Source organism: Marinobacterium sp. xm-d-530, assembly GCF_013283365.1.
In the GTDB taxonomy this organism is placed as follows: Bacteria; Pseudomonadota; Gammaproteobacteria; order Pseudomonadales; family Balneatricaceae; genus Marinobacterium_E.
Genome location: NZ_WBYM01000001.1, coordinates 286,918 through 302,054 on the forward strand (window position 1 = coordinate 286,918; position 15,137 = coordinate 302,054).

The window sequence follows — 15,137 nt, forward strand, 5'->3', positions numbered from 1 at the left end:
CTCTGCCTAGGCACTATGACTTGAGGTGAGCAGAACAGTGAAGCAGATGCCCACGAGCAGATCCAATACTCAATGGATCAAGGCATCAACTTCATGGACTGTGCTGAAAAATAACCTGTTCCCCATGTTGCTGAGACTGCTGACCGTTTCTGGTTTAAGACCAAGGTTTTTAGACGACTCTTCTGCTTTACAACCTCTAGCTGCCCAATAGAGAAAATCTAATTCTCGTTTTGTGAGCTGTCTTTTAATAGATGCGTGGAACAGAATGTGAGAAATGGCATTTTGTGTTCGAGGCGACTTATCCTTTTTCACGTCGTCATGGGGTGCCACTGAAACGGCTCCGGCCATCACTAGCATCCACTTTGAAATGGACAAAACAAGTAATCTCGGACTTCCATTACCTGGGATAGTTCTTAAATTCGTTCCCTCCGGCGACAAATTGGAAATGAGAGTTAAAGGGCCATCTATTTTTCCTGGATATCGAAACAACTCTGAAAAGACAAAAGATGCTTTTGATGAAGGTTGCTTTTACAAAATTGAAGACGCAGGCAAGTTTATCGATCCTGAGCGACGGTCGCGTCACCGAAGACTTTAAACTAACCACAGGAACTTGGGTGTCCGTGGGAACTCTTCGACCAGCATTGGCAAGCAAACTCAGTCCTTATTTCCAGGATTTTGTCATATGTGGTCACAATGAGGACTCTGTCGGTGCATTAGGTTTTATTACACCAGCCCTCAGAGAACTCGCTGGTACAGAAGCTGAAAACCTCGCACCTCATGAGTGAGCTAACATTCCTGCCGTAAAAGAGATGATAATCGGACGGATGAAAGAGTTTAAAAATGAGCACTCAGGCTCTTCCCAACACATCTGTTCACTGCTTATCTTAGATACGCCGCCCAACCTAAAAACAGGTGAAATAACTGATAAAGGCTACATAAACCAGAGAGTATGCCTAACTGAGCGTTCAGAAGAGGTAAAAAAGCTCTACTCTTTAGATGAAGATGCTGTCATTAGAATCTAATGACTTGATTGTAGATTTTTCAATTTTTAGATTTCTAAACCGCCGAATCTGCTTAAGAACTCTTCGGATGCCAGCGGTAAGTTACCCTGCCTACCCTCTAACTCACTGATAAGCCATTGGTGAGCTGCTGGTGTGAGCTGTTTATACAACGAGGCACACAAAGCGCGCGCTTCATTACCAAGCCAGCGACTCCCGAGTATCAAATCCGGCAGGTTAGGGTCTCTTAATGCTAGTTTTCGATATTCATGAATCATTAGCGTTCGAGTGATAAAAGCCGTTTTGGGGTCTTTGAGTTGAGCCGCGATTGCAGAGGCCGTCAGGGACTGATAAAAATCGACAAAGTTAATATAGGTATCATTTAAAGACTGAAGTCCCCAGCCCTGCCAAATTAAATTGCGGAGTGCTTGTTTACTCTCATTAGTTACTTGAGATTCGCAAAGAACCACTCTGTCAGCAAATCCCTTCTCTCTGAGTATTGATTTAACCTCATTGAGATCAGCGTGAGATGACGCGAGTACAGAGTGGCTGAGCGAACCAAAACCACAGAGTGATAACTCATCTGAAAGCGACTTTTTCTCATCTGCAGTTAGAGCGGAGATTAGCAATAACGTCCAAATTCCTTGCCACTGAGGGACATTCAGCCGATAGACGCGATTAAACGCTGCTCTAAAACGGTACTCACCATCAGGGCTTAGTCGATAAAAACTTTTGCGGCCCACTTTATGGGATAGGAGCCAGCCCTCTTGGGTAAGGCGAAAAACGGATGTTCGCATCAAACGTTCATTGATACCAAAGGGTTCCAAAAGTCGAATAAGACTTCCGAGCCATACTTCCCCGCCATGGGCAACAATCGAATCTCCCCAAACACTAATAATAAGAGAAGGAACCCTGAGAGGTGTTTGAGATTGAAAGCGCTGGATGCACAAATCGGCGCATAAGGTTTGTTGCATTAATCTATTTCCAAATAAAGCGATACGAAAATACAGAAAACATAATTTGAATTGTATCTTTTTTTACGGCATATTTAGATACGTTAACAAAGTATCCAGTACACGGGTACTTAATTTCTGTGCATTAATTAATAACGACAATAGCACGAGTCTAAGTAATGAATTTAACCGATATCATATATGAGGTGTCTGAGGGTGTAGCTATGATTACACTCAATAGACCAGACACTTTAAACAGTTTTAATGAAGCAATGCACCATTCGCTGCATTTAGCATTGGATTCAGCCGCCAAGGACTCTCAAGTAAGAGCTGTTTATTTAACCGGTGCTGGACGTGCTTTCTGTGCTGGTCAGGATCTCTCTGATCCGATGGTAAAGCCTGCTGAGCCAATGCCAAATCTCGGAAATGTGATTGAGTCCTACTACAACAACACTGTAAAACGTCTCTACCACATGGAAAAACCCGTCGTTTGTGCAGTCAATGGCATCGCAGCAGGCGCAGGTGCCAATATTCCACTGGCGTGTGATTTCGTTATCGCGGCTAAATCCGCTAAGTTTGTTCAAGCTTTTTGTAAGATAGGTCTGATACCCGATTCAGCCGGCACATGGCTATTACCTCGCCTGGTTGGCCTGGCACGTGCGAAGCAACTCGCTATGCTTGGGAACCCTTTGAGTGCCGAACAAGCCGTTAATTGGGGCCTTATATTTAAAGCCGTTGATGATGACCTCCTTCATGAAGAGTCGATCGCATTCGCAAAGCAACTGGCGACACAACCCACACTTGCGCTGACTAAAACAAAGCAGGCACTGGACCTAAGCTTTAACAATTCTCTTGAGGATCAATTGGACGTTGAACGAGACATACAGACCCGTCTTGGCAATTCAGATGATTATAAAGAGGGTGTTAACGCCTTCATTGAAAAGCGCCAGCCTGACTATAAAGGGTGCTAATTGTGAAGGATTCAACATCTCAAACAGCACAAGAGCTTGCTGAAGCCTGCGCAAAGGAACTCTATTCCCGTGATACTGCAACCAATCATCTAGAAATGAAGATGAGCAGCGTGTCACCTGGTCAAGCCACTATGTCGATGTTCGTAAAAGACTTTATGGTACAGGGCCACAATACATGTCATGGTGGTTATCTGTTCACACTGGCCGACTCAGCCTTTGCACTCGCCTGTAATACCTACAATCAGCCCTGCGTTGCGATAGGCTGCAGCATCGACTACGTTGCACCTGGTTTAATGGGTGATCATTTAACTGCAACGGCACAAGAGAGAAGTCGATCAGGGCGTACGGGTAACTATGATGTTGAGATACGTAATCAAGATAATAAATTAATTGCGATTTTTAGAGGCAAATCCTATGCCTTAAAAGGAACTGTTCTTCCGGAAAGTGAGCACTCATAACAAGATTTTAAAAGGAATTAAGCAATGATGGTTGATACCTCTTTCACACCAGATCAACTGGACCCGATGGAACGGGCCAGTATTGATGAGCTTCGGGCCACACAACTTGATCGTTTAAAGAAAAGCGTATCTCACGCTTATAATAATGTCGCTCTATACAAAAAGCGCTTTGATGATAAAGGTATACACCCTTCAGACATCAAAACACTGGATGATTTATCTATTATCCCATTTACCACCAAGAGTGACTTGAGAGACCACTACCCATTTGGGTTGTTTGCAACGCCCATGGATCAGATCGTGCGACTTCATGCTTCAAGTGGCACAACAGGTAATCCAACAGTGGTGGGTTATACTAAAAATGATATCGATCACTGGGCCAATCTCGTAGCACGATCAATTCGCGCTGCGGGGGGAAAACCGGGCGATAAGGTTCATGTATCGTATGGATACGGTCTATTTACGGGTGGTCTAGGCGCCCACTATGGTGCAGAGCGGCTTGGCTGTACTGTCATCCCTATGTCCGGTGGACAGACAGAAAAGCAGGTTCGCTTAATTAGGGATTTCAATCCTGACATCATTATGGTCACACCCTCTTACATGCTCAATATTGCCGATGAGATGGAGAGACAGGGTATCGACCCACATCAATTGAGTCTAAAACTCGGGATATTTGGTGCTGAGCCTTGGACAAATGATCTTCGTCTTTCCATGCAGCGACGTCTTGGCATCACGGCTACCGATATCTACGGTCTCTCAGAGATCATGGGACCAGGTGTAGCACAAGAGTGTGGCGAAACACAGGATGGACCCACAGTATGGGAAGATCACTTCTACCCCGAGATTATTAACCCTGAAACCGGTGAAGTACTGCCCGATGGTGAGCTTGGCGAATTAGTCTTCACAACCCTGAGCAAAGAAGCTTTGCCTATGCTGCGCTATCGAACGCGAGACCTGACAAGGCTTCTTCCGGGTACCGCTCGCCCTATGCGTCGAATCGATAAAATCACCGGCCGTAGTGATGACATGATGATCATTCGCGGTGTAAACGTATTTCCTACTCAAATTGAGGAAGAGGTTTGTAAAGTTCCGCAATTCTCGGAAAATTACGAAATCCACCTGCACCGCGAAGGAAACATGGACAGCATGATGGTTCATATAGAGTTACGTTCAGAGTTTGCTCAACAACCTGAGGAGACAACGGCTCAACAAATCGCGGCATTGAAGCATCATGTAAAATCGTCAGTCGGCATCAGTATCGGTGTTCAACTTCGAGACATAGGGTCCATAGCTCGTTCAGAAGGTAAAGCACAGCGCGTATTTGATGAGAGATAAATGAACACACGCAATATCGAGTGAACTTGAGCCCAAATGCGATACAGAAATTTAAATACTTGTTATTTTTTAGTGTCGCTTTTGATATGATGACTTGAATCATTTAAAGAGAGGTCTGTTATGTACGCACAGATGGTTGAAACCGGTGTTAAAAGTGTCAAATCAACTACAGAGATGTCATCAGAAGAACAGGCATTTCAGGCTCGTATTGACGCGGAAATAAAGATTGAACCTAAGAACTGGATGCCAGAGGCATACCGGAAAACACTGATACGTCAAATTTCACAACATGCGCATTCAGAAATCGTGGGCATGCTGCCTGAGGGTAACTGGGTTACTCGCGCACCCACACTGAAGCGAAAGTTGCAATTGATGGCCAAAATTCAAGATGAAGCCGGGCATGGTCTGTACCTGTACAGTGCTATGGAAACACTGGGCGCTGATCGTGATGAAGAGGTCCAAAAAATGCACGAGGGCAAGGCGAAATACTCCAGTATTTTCAACTACCCTACTTTGAACTGGGCTGATATGGGAACCATTGGTTGGCTTGTCGATGGTGCGGCCATAGTGAACCAAGTACCTTTGCAAAGAACCTCTTATGGACCCTACTCTCGAGCAATGATCCGAGTCTGCAAAGAGGAGAGTTTCCACCAACGCCAGGGCTATGAAATTCTTCTGCACCTTATGCGCGAAGGAAACGACGCTCAAAAGGAGATGGTTCAAGACTCCATTAACCGTTTCTGGTGGCCTGTACTGATGATGTTTGGGCCATCCGATGCTCACTCACCCAATAGCGCCCAATCAATGGCTTGGAAAATCAAACGTCACTCAAATGATGAGCTGCGCCAGCGTTTTATCGATCAAACCATTCCACAACTGCAAATTCTAGGCTGTACTGCGCCTGACCCTGATCTGAAATTTAATGAAGAGACCGGACATTGGGAATATGGCGAAATCGATTGGACTGAGTTCTTCGAAGTACTCAAAGGTAACGGCCCTTGTAATAAAGAGCGTGTTGCCCAGCGTAAAAAGGCGATTGATGAAGGCGCATGGGTTCGTGAAGCTGCTGTTGCTTACGCCAACAAAAAACAACAGCGTAATGCTGCTTAATTTGGAGAACTACTATGGCTGATTGGACCCTATTTGAAGTGTTTATCCGCAGTAAACACGGCCTAAACCATAAGCATGTCGGGAGTGTGCATGCCGCGGATTCTGAGATGGCTATCGAGAACGCGCGCGATCTATATACACGACGCAACGAGGGAGTGAGTATTTGGGTCGTACCATCTGCATCGATAACGGCCACAGCAACGGATGAAAAAGAGGCGTTATTCGATCCATCCGATGACAAAATTTACCGACATGCTGGCTTTTACAAACTGCCTGATGAAGTTGGACACATGTAGAGGCCCCTATGAAACGTTTTGATGATACAACGGAACTTCTGCTTCAACTTGGCGATAGCGCCATGATACAGGCCCAGCGTCTGTGTGAACTTGTTGGAGGAGCACCCGCTCTTGAAGAAGAAGTCGCATTGATGAATGTCGGCCTTGATCTAGTCGGACAAGCGCGTAACTGGTTAGAGTATGCCGCTGAACGTATTGGTGATGGTCGTACAGCCGACGATCTGGTCTTCCTAAGAGACCAAGGCGAGTACAGAAATCTTCTAATTGTTGAACAGCCAAACGGTGACTTCGCGATGACGATGGCTAAGCAGTTTCTATTTGATGCTTGGCACTATCCTCTTCTTGAAAAACTGTGTAGTTCATCTGATGAGAAAATAGCGGGCATCGCGGCTAAGTCCCTTAAAGAGTCTAGTTATCATATCCGTCGTTCGAGTGAATGGATAAAACGACTGGGCGACGGCACTTCTGAAAGCCACGAACGCATGCAATCCGCGTTAGACAAAATCTGGCATTTCACATTCGAGCTAGCCAAGCCGTGCGAACTGTTCAAGACATTGGATTCATCTGGTATTGCACCAGGTGTAAATGATCTTTGCAGTGATTGGCACGCGATCATATCAAAGACATTAACTGAAGCAACGCTGATGCAACCTGAGGCTGCCGATAACAACTACCTCAGTGGAGCTAAGGGTCTGCATACAGAAAGCCTTGGTTTTATCTTAGCTGAGATGCAATTTTTACAACGAGCATACCCGAATGCATGCTGGTGAGTTGATTGCAACTGACCGATCTGAGCTGACAGAAGAGTCAGTTAAGTTAGCTTGGTCAGTTCTGGATGAAGTCATGGATCCGGAAGTACCGGTTGTGAGTCTTACTGACTTGGGTATTGTTCGCGAAATTACACCCGTTGGTGGAGTATTACAAGTCGTTTTAACGCCAACCTATTCCGGTTGTCCAGCCACTGAGCACATTGAACAGAGCGCTAAACGAGCCCTTGAAGATTCGGGGTTCAACGCCGTCACCATTGAGCAAAGACTTGCACCCGCTTGGACGACAGACTGGATTACAAAACGCGGTCGACTCCGTTTAAAAGAGTATGGCATAGCACCGCCCATCGGCAGTGCTGACAAGCCACAACTCGATCAAGCGATTCCTTGTCCAGTTTGTGATAGTACCAATACCAAAGAGATTACAGAATTTGGTTCCACAGCGTGTAAAGCGCTGTACCAATGTAACGACTGTCTAGAACCATTTGATTACTTCAAATGCATCTAGGCCAGGGAGATAAAATGAGCAACTTCCACCGTTTAAAAATTGCTGATCGCACAGAAGAGACACGCGACTCAGTCTCGTTAGCTTTCGAAGTACCGTGCGAGATTCAGGAACGTTTTCGATTTAATCAAGGTCAATACCTAACATTAAAAGCTAACATCAATAACGAAGAGGTACGCCGCTCTTATTCAATCTGCAGTGGTGTCCATGACAACGAGCTTAGAGTTGCTATAAAGCGAGTGCCTGACGGTTTGTTCTCCAACTTTGCCAATGATCAGTTGGCAATTGGGGATGAAATTGATGTCATGGAACCCATGGGGCACTTCTATACCGATCTTAATGAAGAGCACTCAGGTAACTATCTTTTAGTGGCAGCAGGCAGCGGTATCACACCTATTCTATCGCAGGTAAAAACCATTTTGAGATCGGAGCCAAAAAGCCACGTCACACTGATATATGGCAACAGAGCGACGGGTTCCACCATGTTCAAAGATCAATTGGAAGATCTTAAAAACAGTTACATGGGACGTTTAAATCTCATCTTCATCTTCAGTCGCGAACAACAGGACATAGACCTTTATAGCGGTCATATCGACGCAGAGAAATGTGAAGCCCTCTTCTCTAGATGGATCGATGTTAAGCGATTAACGGATGTCTTTATTTGTGGTCCTCAATCAATGACAGAAACCGTGAGTGAATCACTTATTAAAGCGGGAGTCGCGAAGCAAAACGTTCATTTTGAGCTCTTCGGAACGACTCAGGGCAGTGAAAAAAGAGCACAGAGAACAGAAGCTGCTGAGCGTGCAACACACCTATCTAGCATTGAAATCATGCGCGATGGGCATGTTAAGCAGTTTGATCTTGCGCAGAACACGCAAAACATCCTAGATGCAGCTAACGAACAAGGGGCAGAACTTCCCTATTCTTGTAAAGCAGGCGTCTGTTCAACCTGCAAATGCAAGGTGGTTGAGGGGCAGGTTGAGATGGATGTTAGCATCGGGCTTGAAGACTATGAGGTCAAAGAGGGGTTCGTACTCTCCTGTCAATCGTACCCAGTAAGCGACAAAGTCGTTCTAGATTTCGATCAAATATAAAAAACTATAATCAATAAACGGATTTATCATGACATCAACACCAATCGTTCAAAGTTTCATCGCAGGCCAATGGATTGGTCAGAATGCTCATCAAACACTCAATAGTGCTATTAATGGTGATGCCGTCTTTTCTACTCACTCTGAAGCAATAGATTTTAGTTCAAGTCTGGACTACGCAAAGACGATTGGTCACAAAAGTCTGTTGGCTCTCGATTTTCAACAGCGAGCCACGCTGTTGAGAAACCTAGGCAAATATCTGATGGAGCATAAAGAGTCTCTCTATCAGATTTCTGCTCATACTGGTGCTACAAGAAATGACAGCTGGATCGATATAGAAGGTGGTATTGCAACGCTGTTTGCTTATGCAAGCATGGGGCGTAATGAACTCCCCTCTGGCAATACAATTCACGAGGGAGATCCTGTCCAGCTGGGTAAGGTCGGACAATTTTTTGGCAGTCACATCCTAGTTCCGAAGCAAGGTGCTGCAGTTCATATCAATGCATTTAACTTTCCTATATGGGGAATGTTAGAAAAATTCGCCCCCAATTTTATTGCTGGCGTGCCCGCTATCGTTAAACCTGCCTCGCAAACCTCTTACTTAACCGAGGCGTGCGTGAAGCTGATGCATCAATCTAATCTGCTTCCATTAGGAGCTATACAACTGATCATAGGGTCTACAGGTGACCTGTTGGATCGACTTGATTCTCAAGACATCGTAACCTTTACCGGCTCTGCAGACACCGCTCGGATGTTAAAAAGCAATGCGAACATTCTAAATCACTCTATTCCATTCAATGCAGAGGCGGACTCATTAAACTGTGCGATCCTAGCACCTGATGTGACACCAGAGGATGCAGAATTCGATCTTTTTGTTAAAGAGGTGGCGCGTGAGATGACGGTCAAAGCAGGACAAAAATGTACTGCAATCCGTCGTATCCTAGTCCCAGAGCATCTTATCGAACCGGTTTCAGGTGCATTAACACAGAGACTGGGTAAAACGACTTTAGGTGATCCAACGATTGAAGGTGTTCGAATGGGAGCCCTTGCTTCAATAGATCAGCAGCGTGATGTACAAGAAAAACTAGAGATGTTGATGTCCAGCAGCGACGTGCTTCTTGGTAGAGGTGCAGAGTGCAAACCCTTTGGTGAAGGCACTGAAAAGGGCGCGTTCTTTGAACCTACATTGCTACTAAACACCTCTCCAGACGCAGAGGGAGGGGCTCACGATATTGAACCTTTTGGACCTGTTAGCACACTGATGCCGTACAGAGACGTTGATCACGCTTGCACACTCGCTGCACGCGGCAAAGGCTCTTTGGTGACAACATTAACCACTAAAGACCCTGCCATCGCAGGCGTGGTAGCACCTAAACTGGCTGTATGGCATGGACGCGTTCACATTTTGGACGAACGTTCATCAAAAGAATCTACTGGTCACGGGTCACCGTTACCCATGCTTAAACATGGCGGACCAGGTCGAGCTGGCGGCGGTGAAGAATTAGGCGGAATTCGAGCGGTTAAACACTACATGCAACGTGCTTCTGTTCAAGGATCACCAACGATGCTGATGGCGGTGACAGGCCAATATGTCCGTGGCGCAGACAAAATCGAAAAACCGCTTCATCCATTCCGTTACCATTTCGATGAGCTCGAGATCGGTCAGACTCTATTAACTCACAGAAGAACGGTTACAGAAGCTGATATTGTTAATTTTGGATGCCTCTCAGGCGATCATTTTTACATGCACTTCGATGAGCAAGCGGCCTGTGACTCCATGTTCGAGAAACGCATCGCTCATGGCTATTTTGTGCTTTCAGCGGCCGCTGGCCTATTCGTTGATCCGGGTGTAGGGCCTGTCCTGGCCAACTATGGTTTAGACACACTCAGATTCGTAAACCCTGTTGGTATCGGCGATACCATACAAGCTAGAATCACATGCAAGACGAAAATTGACCAAGGTAAAGTCAACAACAAAGGCGATGCTATCGGTGTTGTCTCTTGGGATGTCGAAGTCGTTAATCAAAACGGTGAGCTTGTCGCAAGCTACGATATCCTGACCCTTGTTCAAAAATCGCAAAAGCCATAATTTTTTGTGAATTAGTTGGAAAAGTGCATAGATTTAGAGACGACACGTGATATGTTGTACACCTAAACAATAAGCTTCGTATCCAAAAACTACAGATAATAAATAGAGTATAGCGTTAATGGATATTCCACAGTTAAAGCACTTCGCATCACTGCGTGTTGAAATTGCTACACCCCAGGAGATAGGTGCAGCACAATTTGGCACGCGCAGAGTGATTCCGATTACAGGTGGCACCGTTCAAGGTAAGGGCTGGAATGGCCGTGTTTTACCTGGTGGTGCTGACTTTCAACGTATCGTTTCACCAAGATTAGCCGAACTGGATGCACGTTATGTGCTTGAGTCGGATGATGGCGAGACCATATTTGTACAGAATCGAGCACTGCGCGCTGCTGATCCAGAAGTAACACAAAAGATCATCGATGGAATCCCCGTCGATCCAAGCGAAGTCTACTTCAAGTGCACCCCTATTTTTGAAACCAGTGCCGAACGCTTTCAGTGGATTACGGAACGTCTGTTTATCGGCACGGGTGTTCGTAAACCTGACTGTGTAGAGATCGATTTTTTTGAGGTCATATGAGTAACGAGACTACCCTTAGCCGCGCGGAGTGGCTAGATCAACACTACCCAGAGCCCGGCCCCTTCAGATGGATCGCTTTTGGCTTAGAAGTCATAGCGGCTTGTGGCCTCTTCTTTTTAATGATGTTGACCGTTGCCGATGTCTTCGGCCGTTACCTCTTCAACAATGGGGTTGATGGTGCTTTTGAGATCACCCAACTAGGTCTTGCCATCATTATCTTCGCCGAAATGCCTGTTGTGACATGGCGTGGAGGACACATTTTAGTGGACCTTTTAGACTCAACACTTGGCCACAAAATCGTGCGTATTCTGGCTATGTTTTCGGCACTGGCGATCTCAACCTCCTTCTACGTTGTCGGTGTACGTATTTGGCAACTGGGTGCACGAAAACTGCGCCGAGGCGAGGTAACAGAATACTTGGAACTACCAGTAGGCTATCTAATTGAGTACATCGCCGTCATGAGTTGGTTCACTGCACTGGGTATGATCACCTATGGCATCTATCGTATATACAAAGAGAAGCATTAAGGATTTATCACGATGACCGCAGTAATTATAGGCTTCGCGCTCCTTATCTTTTTAATTCTAGTCATCCGAATGCCCATCGCCTTTGCGATGGCGATCGTCGGGTTCTTTGGTTTCGCTATTTTACAGGGCCTAACTCTTGATAACCTTTTCGACTTCCGTTGGAAAGCATCACTGACTTTGGCTTCTAACCGTGTCATTGAGACGGCACAGGAGTACTCTCTCTCAGTAGTCCCTCTGTTCATATTAATGGGTAACTTTGTCACTCGCTCAGGCCTGTCTCAAGAGCTATACAACGCCGCTTATACTTTTTTGGGTCATCGTCGCGGCGGTCTCGCCATGTCTACGGTTGTTGCGTGTGGTGGCTTCTCTGCTATTTGTGGCTCCAGCCTAGCAACGTCGGCGACCATGGCCAAGGTTGCACTGCCACCAATGCGTAAGTTTGGTTATGCCGATTCACTTGCAACCGCATCCATTGCAGCGGGCGGTACACTTGGCATTCTGATACCACCGTCAGTCATCCTTGTTATTTACGGCCTACTGACAGAGACCAGTATCCGCGAACTGTTTGCGGCAGGTTTTATACCAGGTCTTTTAGGCGTCATTCTTTACATGTTAGCTGTGCGCTGGGTCGTTATGCGCAATCCTAAATCGGGCCCAGCCGGTGAGAAATTCACCTGGGCAGAACGCATGCAGGCACTGAAAGGCATCTGGGGTGTACTTCTGCTGTTCACGATCGTAATGGGCGGTATCTACTTAGGCGTCTTTACGCCTACCGAAGCAGCCGGTATTGGTGCGGCAGGCGCATTCTTGATCGCCCTACTTCGTGGACAACTCAATCTGGTGAAAACCTACGAAGTACTGTCGGATACCGTTCGAACATCGACCATGCTATTTGCCGTGATCATCGGCGCATTGATCTTCTCTGACTTCATCAACCGTGCCGGTCTACCCGTTTGGCTTCTTGAGTTTGTGCAGTCGCTTGATGTCTCTCCCATGGCCGTCATTATCGTTATTCTTTGCATCTACATTCTTTTGGGAATGGTATTTGAAAGCCTATCAATGCTGCTGCTAACGGTCCCTGTGTTCTACCCGTTGATTGATAGCCTAGGATTCGATCTTGTCTGGTATGGCATCGTGGTGGTTGTAGTGACAGAGATCAGTCTGATTACACCGCCGGTGGGTATGAACGTATTTGTCCTCAGCGCTGTTCTCAAAGACATTAAAACCGGCACGATCTTTAAAGGCGTAACACCATTCTGGTGTGCCGACATTGTACGCTTAGCACTGATCGTCGCTTTTGTACCGATCACCCTATTCTTGCCGGATCTGCTATATCGTTAACAGTTTCGACTAAGGTGCAGTGGAAGTCATCCCTAAAATAACTTTTACTGTTTTTTTACTATAAAAATAACCATTTAAAATGAGAGCAATAAACATGACCAACCTAAAACTTAAAGCAATCGGCCTAGCGGTAGGCGCTGCAATCTCAATGAACGCAATGGCTGAAACAACCATGCGTGTTGCGACTTGGCTACCACCTACTCACCCACAAAACTCTGTTGCGATGCCAGAGTTCAAAAAGATGGTTGAAGAGGCAACTGAAGGCCGCGTTAAGGTTGTTATCGAAAACTTCCAAGGTCACCCAAAGACAATCTACTCGTCAGTAGAAGATGGCATCATTGATGCCTCTTGGGGTGTAAACGCTTACACGCCAGGTCGCTTTGCTTTAACCGGTGTTGCTGAAATCCCAGGTGAAATGTCGGATGCAGAAGATGCATCTGTAGCATTATGGAAGGTGCAGCAAGAGTATTTTGCTGATGCCAACGAATACGAAGGCCTAGAACTACTAGGCATGTGGGTACACGCACCTGGCATTATCCACTCTAAATTCCGTATCAACAGCTTAGACGACCTCAAGGGTAAAAAGATCCGTCTTGGCGGCGGTATGGTCAATGAACTAGCTGCACGCTTGGAAGTGACCCCTGTCGGCGGTTCAGCGCCTAGCTCTTACGAGAAGCTGCAGCAAGGTGTTGTTGATGGTACCTTCCTTCCAGCTGGTGAACACAAGTTCTTTAAACTGGATGAAGTCACTGACCACCTAACCGTCTTCCCAACAGCGCTTTACACCATTGTGTTCAGCTTCGTAGCAAACCAGGAATTCATGGAAGATCTAGATCCAAAAGATGCTGAAGCAATCCGTGCAGCTCTAGGTGAAAATCTATCTCGAATGCAAGGTAAGACATGGCAGGATATGGATGCGATCGGCATGACGCATGCAAAAGAGGTAGGTACTAACATCCATATGGTTGATAGCTACGAAAAACTCGCTGCAGACATGCGTAACACTATGAAGGGTCTTGACGCAATGTGGATGGAATCGGTAGCCGATCGCGGTGTCGATGCAAAAGCCGCTCTTGAAGCGTTCCGTAACTACCAAAAGTAATCTGTTCTAAATAATCAAAGGGAAGCATATGCTTCCCTTTTTTGTGCTCGACGTATTATAAATAGGTATAAAGTCGGTGGTGGCAGCGTACTGGACAGTTCTAAATTAATCGCTGCTGGTATCGCGAATCCAACTGTTGATCCATGGGAAATTGTAAGAAGCGGTGGAAGAGCAGCACAAACAGCACTCCCTATTGGAGCAGTGTTGACTCTGCCGGCAACAGGATCGGAGTCAAATGGTAACGCGGTCATTAGCCGTCGCGCTACAGGAGCCAGAAAACTATGAGGTAAGAGCAAATATTATTTGGTCGGCGACAATGGCTCTGAACGCCTTGATTGGCGCCGGTGTACCTCAGGAATGGGTGACACACATGATTAGCCATGAAATCACAGCAGAACATGGTTTAGATCATGCCCAAACACTTGCCATCGTTCTACCAAGCCTAATGACCCACCAAAAAGAGTCAAAACGAGAGAAGCTACTGCAATACGCAGAAAGAGTATGGTATGACAGCACTGGGAGAACATCAAAAGATCGATCTACAAGCAAGCCGAGAGATACTAGAAGCGGCGCGCTAGAAACAAAAAACCCGGCACAAGCCGGGTTTTTTATGGATCAACACAGTGCTTAGTCTTCAGAAGACTCAGCAACTGGACGATCAACTAGTTCTACGTAAGCCATTGGAGCCGAATCACCAGCACGGAAACCGCACTTAAGGATACGAACATAGCCGCCTGGGCGAGTAGCGTAACGCTGACCCAGTTCGTTGAATAGTTTACCTACTGCTGCATCGCTACGTGTACGGGCAAAAGCCAGACGACGGTTAGCAACAGAGTCGTTTTTCGCCAATGTGATTAGTGGCTCAACAACAGAACGAAGTTCTTTAGCTTTTGGCAGAGTTGTTTTGATCAATTCGTGCTCGATCAAAGAAACTGCCATGTTCTTGAACATCGCTTTGCGGTGTGAGCTGGTACGATTCAAATGACGACCAGATTTACGATGACGCATCTTATCTAT

At 46.2% G+C, this 15,137-nt stretch carries 20 protein-coding genes; 17 read left to right on the top strand and 3 right to left on the bottom strand.

Annotation, left to right across the window (positions count from 1 at the left end; all coding sequences use genetic code 11):
* Nucleotides 1–69 precede the first annotated feature (69 nt).
* Complete coding sequence (locus XMD530_RS01490) at nucleotides 70–348, bottom strand: LuxR C-terminal-related transcriptional regulator (RefSeq protein ID WP_173480020.1); 279 nt, start codon at nucleotides 346–348, stop codon at nucleotides 70–72.
* A gap of 167 nt (nucleotides 349–515) precedes the next feature.
* Between XMD530_RS01490 and XMD530_RS01500 the strand changes: the two genes are divergently transcribed.
* Together XMD530_RS01500 and XMD530_RS01505 are read left to right on the top strand one after the other, a co-directional pair.
* On the top strand, nucleotides 516–785 hold the full coding sequence (locus tag XMD530_RS01500; RefSeq protein WP_173506502.1) for a hypothetical protein: 270 nt from the start codon (nucleotides 516–518) through the stop codon (nucleotides 783–785).
* A 39-nt stretch (nucleotides 786–824) separates the two neighbouring features.
* On the top strand, nucleotides 825–1,022 hold the full coding sequence (locus tag XMD530_RS01505) for a hypothetical protein (RefSeq protein ID WP_173480348.1): 198 nt from the start codon (nucleotides 825–827) through the stop codon (nucleotides 1,020–1,022).
* 26 nt (nucleotides 1,023–1,048) lie between these two features.
* Here XMD530_RS01505 and paaX read toward each other — a convergent pair whose 3' ends face one another.
* Complete coding sequence (paaX, locus tag XMD530_RS01510; RefSeq protein ID WP_173480347.1) at nucleotides 1,049–1,972, bottom strand: phenylacetic acid degradation operon negative regulatory protein PaaX; 924 nt, start codon at nucleotides 1,970–1,972, stop codon at nucleotides 1,049–1,051.
* 158 nt (nucleotides 1,973–2,130) lie between these two features.
* Here paaX and paaG point away from each other — a divergent pair, with 158 nt between their 5' ends.
* The 15 genes from paaG to XMD530_RS01580 all read left to right on the top strand — a co-directional run bounded on the left by paaG (nucleotide 2,131) and on the right by XMD530_RS01580 (nucleotide 14,751).
* Nucleotides 2,131–2,922: a 2-(1,2-epoxy-1,2-dihydrophenyl)acetyl-CoA isomerase PaaG gene (gene paaG / locus XMD530_RS01515; protein ID WP_173480346.1), complete on the top strand. Its 792-nt coding sequence runs from the start codon at nucleotides 2,131–2,133 to the stop codon at nucleotides 2,920–2,922.
* Nucleotides 2,923–2,924: 2 nt separating this feature from the next.
* Nucleotides 2,925–3,380, top strand: coding sequence for a hydroxyphenylacetyl-CoA thioesterase PaaI (gene paaI, locus XMD530_RS01520; RefSeq protein ID WP_371731653.1), 456 nt, complete (start codon nucleotides 2,925–2,927; stop codon nucleotides 3,378–3,380).
* A 27-nt stretch (nucleotides 3,381–3,407) separates the two neighbouring features.
* On the top strand, nucleotides 3,408–4,715 hold the full coding sequence (paaK, locus tag XMD530_RS01525) for a phenylacetate--CoA ligase PaaK (protein ID WP_217363864.1): 1,308 nt from the start codon (nucleotides 3,408–3,410) through the stop codon (nucleotides 4,713–4,715).
* A gap of 120 nt (nucleotides 4,716–4,835) precedes the next feature.
* Nucleotides 4,836–5,825, top strand: coding sequence for a 1,2-phenylacetyl-CoA epoxidase subunit PaaA (gene paaA, locus XMD530_RS01530; RefSeq protein ID WP_173480343.1), 990 nt, complete (start codon nucleotides 4,836–4,838; stop codon nucleotides 5,823–5,825).
* A 14-nt stretch (nucleotides 5,826–5,839) separates the two neighbouring features.
* The gene (gene paaB / locus XMD530_RS01535) at nucleotides 5,840–6,121 is read left to right on the top strand and encodes a 1,2-phenylacetyl-CoA epoxidase subunit PaaB (protein ID WP_173480342.1); all 282 of its coding nucleotides are present in this window, start codon (nucleotides 5,840–5,842) and stop codon (nucleotides 6,119–6,121) included.
* A gap of 8 nt (nucleotides 6,122–6,129) precedes the next feature.
* Nucleotides 6,130–6,891, top strand: coding sequence for a 1,2-phenylacetyl-CoA epoxidase subunit PaaC (gene paaC / locus XMD530_RS01540; RefSeq protein WP_173483843.1), 762 nt, complete (start codon nucleotides 6,130–6,132; stop codon nucleotides 6,889–6,891).
* Complete coding sequence (paaD, locus tag XMD530_RS01545; protein WP_173483842.1) at nucleotides 6,878–7,396, top strand: 1,2-phenylacetyl-CoA epoxidase subunit PaaD; 519 nt, start codon at nucleotides 6,878–6,880, stop codon at nucleotides 7,394–7,396. Before paaC ends, paaD begins: the two co-directional genes overlap by 14 nt.
* A 14-nt stretch (nucleotides 7,397–7,410) precedes the next feature.
* Nucleotides 7,411–8,487 (top strand): 1,2-phenylacetyl-CoA epoxidase subunit PaaE, encoded by a 1,077-nt coding sequence (gene paaE, locus XMD530_RS01550; RefSeq protein ID WP_173506610.1) that lies wholly within the window; start codon nucleotides 7,411–7,413, stop codon nucleotides 8,485–8,487.
* Nucleotides 8,488–8,515: 28 nt separating this feature from the next.
* Nucleotides 8,516–10,573, top strand: coding sequence for a phenylacetic acid degradation bifunctional protein PaaZ (paaZ, locus tag XMD530_RS01555; RefSeq protein WP_173483840.1), 2,058 nt, complete (start codon nucleotides 8,516–8,518; stop codon nucleotides 10,571–10,573).
* A 118-nt stretch (nucleotides 10,574–10,691) separates the two neighbouring features.
* Nucleotides 10,692–11,150, top strand: a complete 459-nt coding sequence (locus XMD530_RS01560; RefSeq protein ID WP_173482914.1) for a DUF3237 domain-containing protein — start codon at nucleotides 10,692–10,694, stop codon at nucleotides 11,148–11,150.
* Nucleotides 11,147–11,677: a TRAP transporter small permease gene (locus tag XMD530_RS01565; protein WP_173480336.1), complete on the top strand. Its 531-nt coding sequence runs from the start codon at nucleotides 11,147–11,149 to the stop codon at nucleotides 11,675–11,677. Before XMD530_RS01560 ends, XMD530_RS01565 begins: the two co-directional genes overlap by 4 nt.
* A gap of 12 nt (nucleotides 11,678–11,689) precedes the next feature.
* Nucleotides 11,690–13,018, top strand: coding sequence for a TRAP transporter large permease (locus XMD530_RS01570; protein WP_173480335.1), 1,329 nt, complete (start codon nucleotides 11,690–11,692; stop codon nucleotides 13,016–13,018).
* A 94-nt stretch (nucleotides 13,019–13,112) separates the two neighbouring features.
* Nucleotides 13,113–14,120, top strand: coding sequence for a TRAP transporter substrate-binding protein (locus XMD530_RS01575; protein WP_173480334.1), 1,008 nt, complete (start codon nucleotides 13,113–13,115; stop codon nucleotides 14,118–14,120).
* A gap of 57 nt (nucleotides 14,121–14,177) precedes the next feature.
* Entirely contained in the window at nucleotides 14,178–14,405 is a 228-nt protein-coding gene (locus tag XMD530_RS11315; RefSeq protein WP_371731680.1) for an iron-containing alcohol dehydrogenase, read from the top strand.
* Entirely contained in the window at nucleotides 14,356–14,751 is a 396-nt protein-coding gene (locus tag XMD530_RS01580) for an iron-containing alcohol dehydrogenase (RefSeq protein WP_254446165.1), read from the top strand. The genes XMD530_RS11315 and XMD530_RS01580 overlap by 50 nt, the downstream gene beginning before the upstream one ends.
* Here XMD530_RS01580 and rplQ read toward each other — a convergent pair.
* Nucleotides 14,748–15,128, bottom strand: a complete 381-nt coding sequence (gene rplQ / locus XMD530_RS01585) for a 50S ribosomal protein L17 (protein ID WP_173480333.1) — start codon at nucleotides 15,126–15,128, stop codon at nucleotides 14,748–14,750. The two genes, XMD530_RS01580 and rplQ, sit on opposite strands and share 4 nt — an antisense overlap.
* Between the last annotated feature and the right edge of the window lie 9 nt (nucleotides 15,129–15,137).

Excerpts from the sequence above, each read along its gene's own strand:
- XMD530_RS01490 (WP_173480020.1), bottom strand. The coding sequence starts at position 348 with ATGGCCGGAGCCGTTTCAGTGGCACCCCATGACGACGTGAAAAAGGAT.
- XMD530_RS01500 (WP_173506502.1), top strand. The coding sequence starts at position 516 with ATGAAGGTTGCTTTTACAAAATTGAAGACGCAGGCAAGTTTATCGATC.
- XMD530_RS01505 (WP_173480348.1), top strand. The coding sequence starts at position 825 with ATGAAAGAGTTTAAAAATGAGCACTCAGGCTCTTCCCAACACATCTGT.
- paaX (WP_173480347.1), bottom strand. The coding sequence starts at position 1,972 with ATGCAACAAACCTTATGCGCCGATTTGTGCATCCAGCGCTTTCAATCT.
- paaG (WP_173480346.1), top strand. The coding sequence starts at position 2,131 with ATGAATTTAACCGATATCATATATGAGGTGTCTGAGGGTGTAGCTATG.
- paaK (WP_217363864.1), top strand. The coding sequence starts at position 3,408 with ATGGTTGATACCTCTTTCACACCAGATCAACTGGACCCGATGGAACGG.
- paaA (WP_173480343.1), top strand. The coding sequence starts at position 4,836 with ATGTACGCACAGATGGTTGAAACCGGTGTTAAAAGTGTCAAATCAACT.
- paaB (WP_173480342.1), top strand. The coding sequence starts at position 5,840 with ATGGCTGATTGGACCCTATTTGAAGTGTTTATCCGCAGTAAACACGGC.
- paaC (WP_173483843.1), top strand. The coding sequence starts at position 6,130 with ATGAAACGTTTTGATGATACAACGGAACTTCTGCTTCAACTTGGCGAT.
- paaD (WP_173483842.1), top strand. The coding sequence starts at position 6,878 with ATGCATGCTGGTGAGTTGATTGCAACTGACCGATCTGAGCTGACAGAA.
- paaE (WP_173506610.1), top strand. The coding sequence starts at position 7,411 with ATGAGCAACTTCCACCGTTTAAAAATTGCTGATCGCACAGAAGAGACA.
- paaZ (WP_173483840.1), top strand. The coding sequence starts at position 8,516 with ATGACATCAACACCAATCGTTCAAAGTTTCATCGCAGGCCAATGGATT.
- XMD530_RS01560 (WP_173482914.1), top strand. The coding sequence starts at position 10,692 with ATGGATATTCCACAGTTAAAGCACTTCGCATCACTGCGTGTTGAAATT.
- XMD530_RS01565 (WP_173480336.1), top strand. The coding sequence starts at position 11,147 with ATGAGTAACGAGACTACCCTTAGCCGCGCGGAGTGGCTAGATCAACAC.
- XMD530_RS01570 (WP_173480335.1), top strand. The coding sequence starts at position 11,690 with ATGACCGCAGTAATTATAGGCTTCGCGCTCCTTATCTTTTTAATTCTA.
- XMD530_RS01575 (WP_173480334.1), top strand. The coding sequence starts at position 13,113 with ATGACCAACCTAAAACTTAAAGCAATCGGCCTAGCGGTAGGCGCTGCA.
- XMD530_RS01580 (WP_254446165.1), top strand. The coding sequence starts at position 14,356 with ATGGTAACGCGGTCATTAGCCGTCGCGCTACAGGAGCCAGAAAACTAT.
- rplQ (WP_173480333.1), bottom strand. The coding sequence starts at position 15,128 with ATGCGTCATCGTAAATCTGGTCGTCATTTGAATCGTACCAGCTCACAC.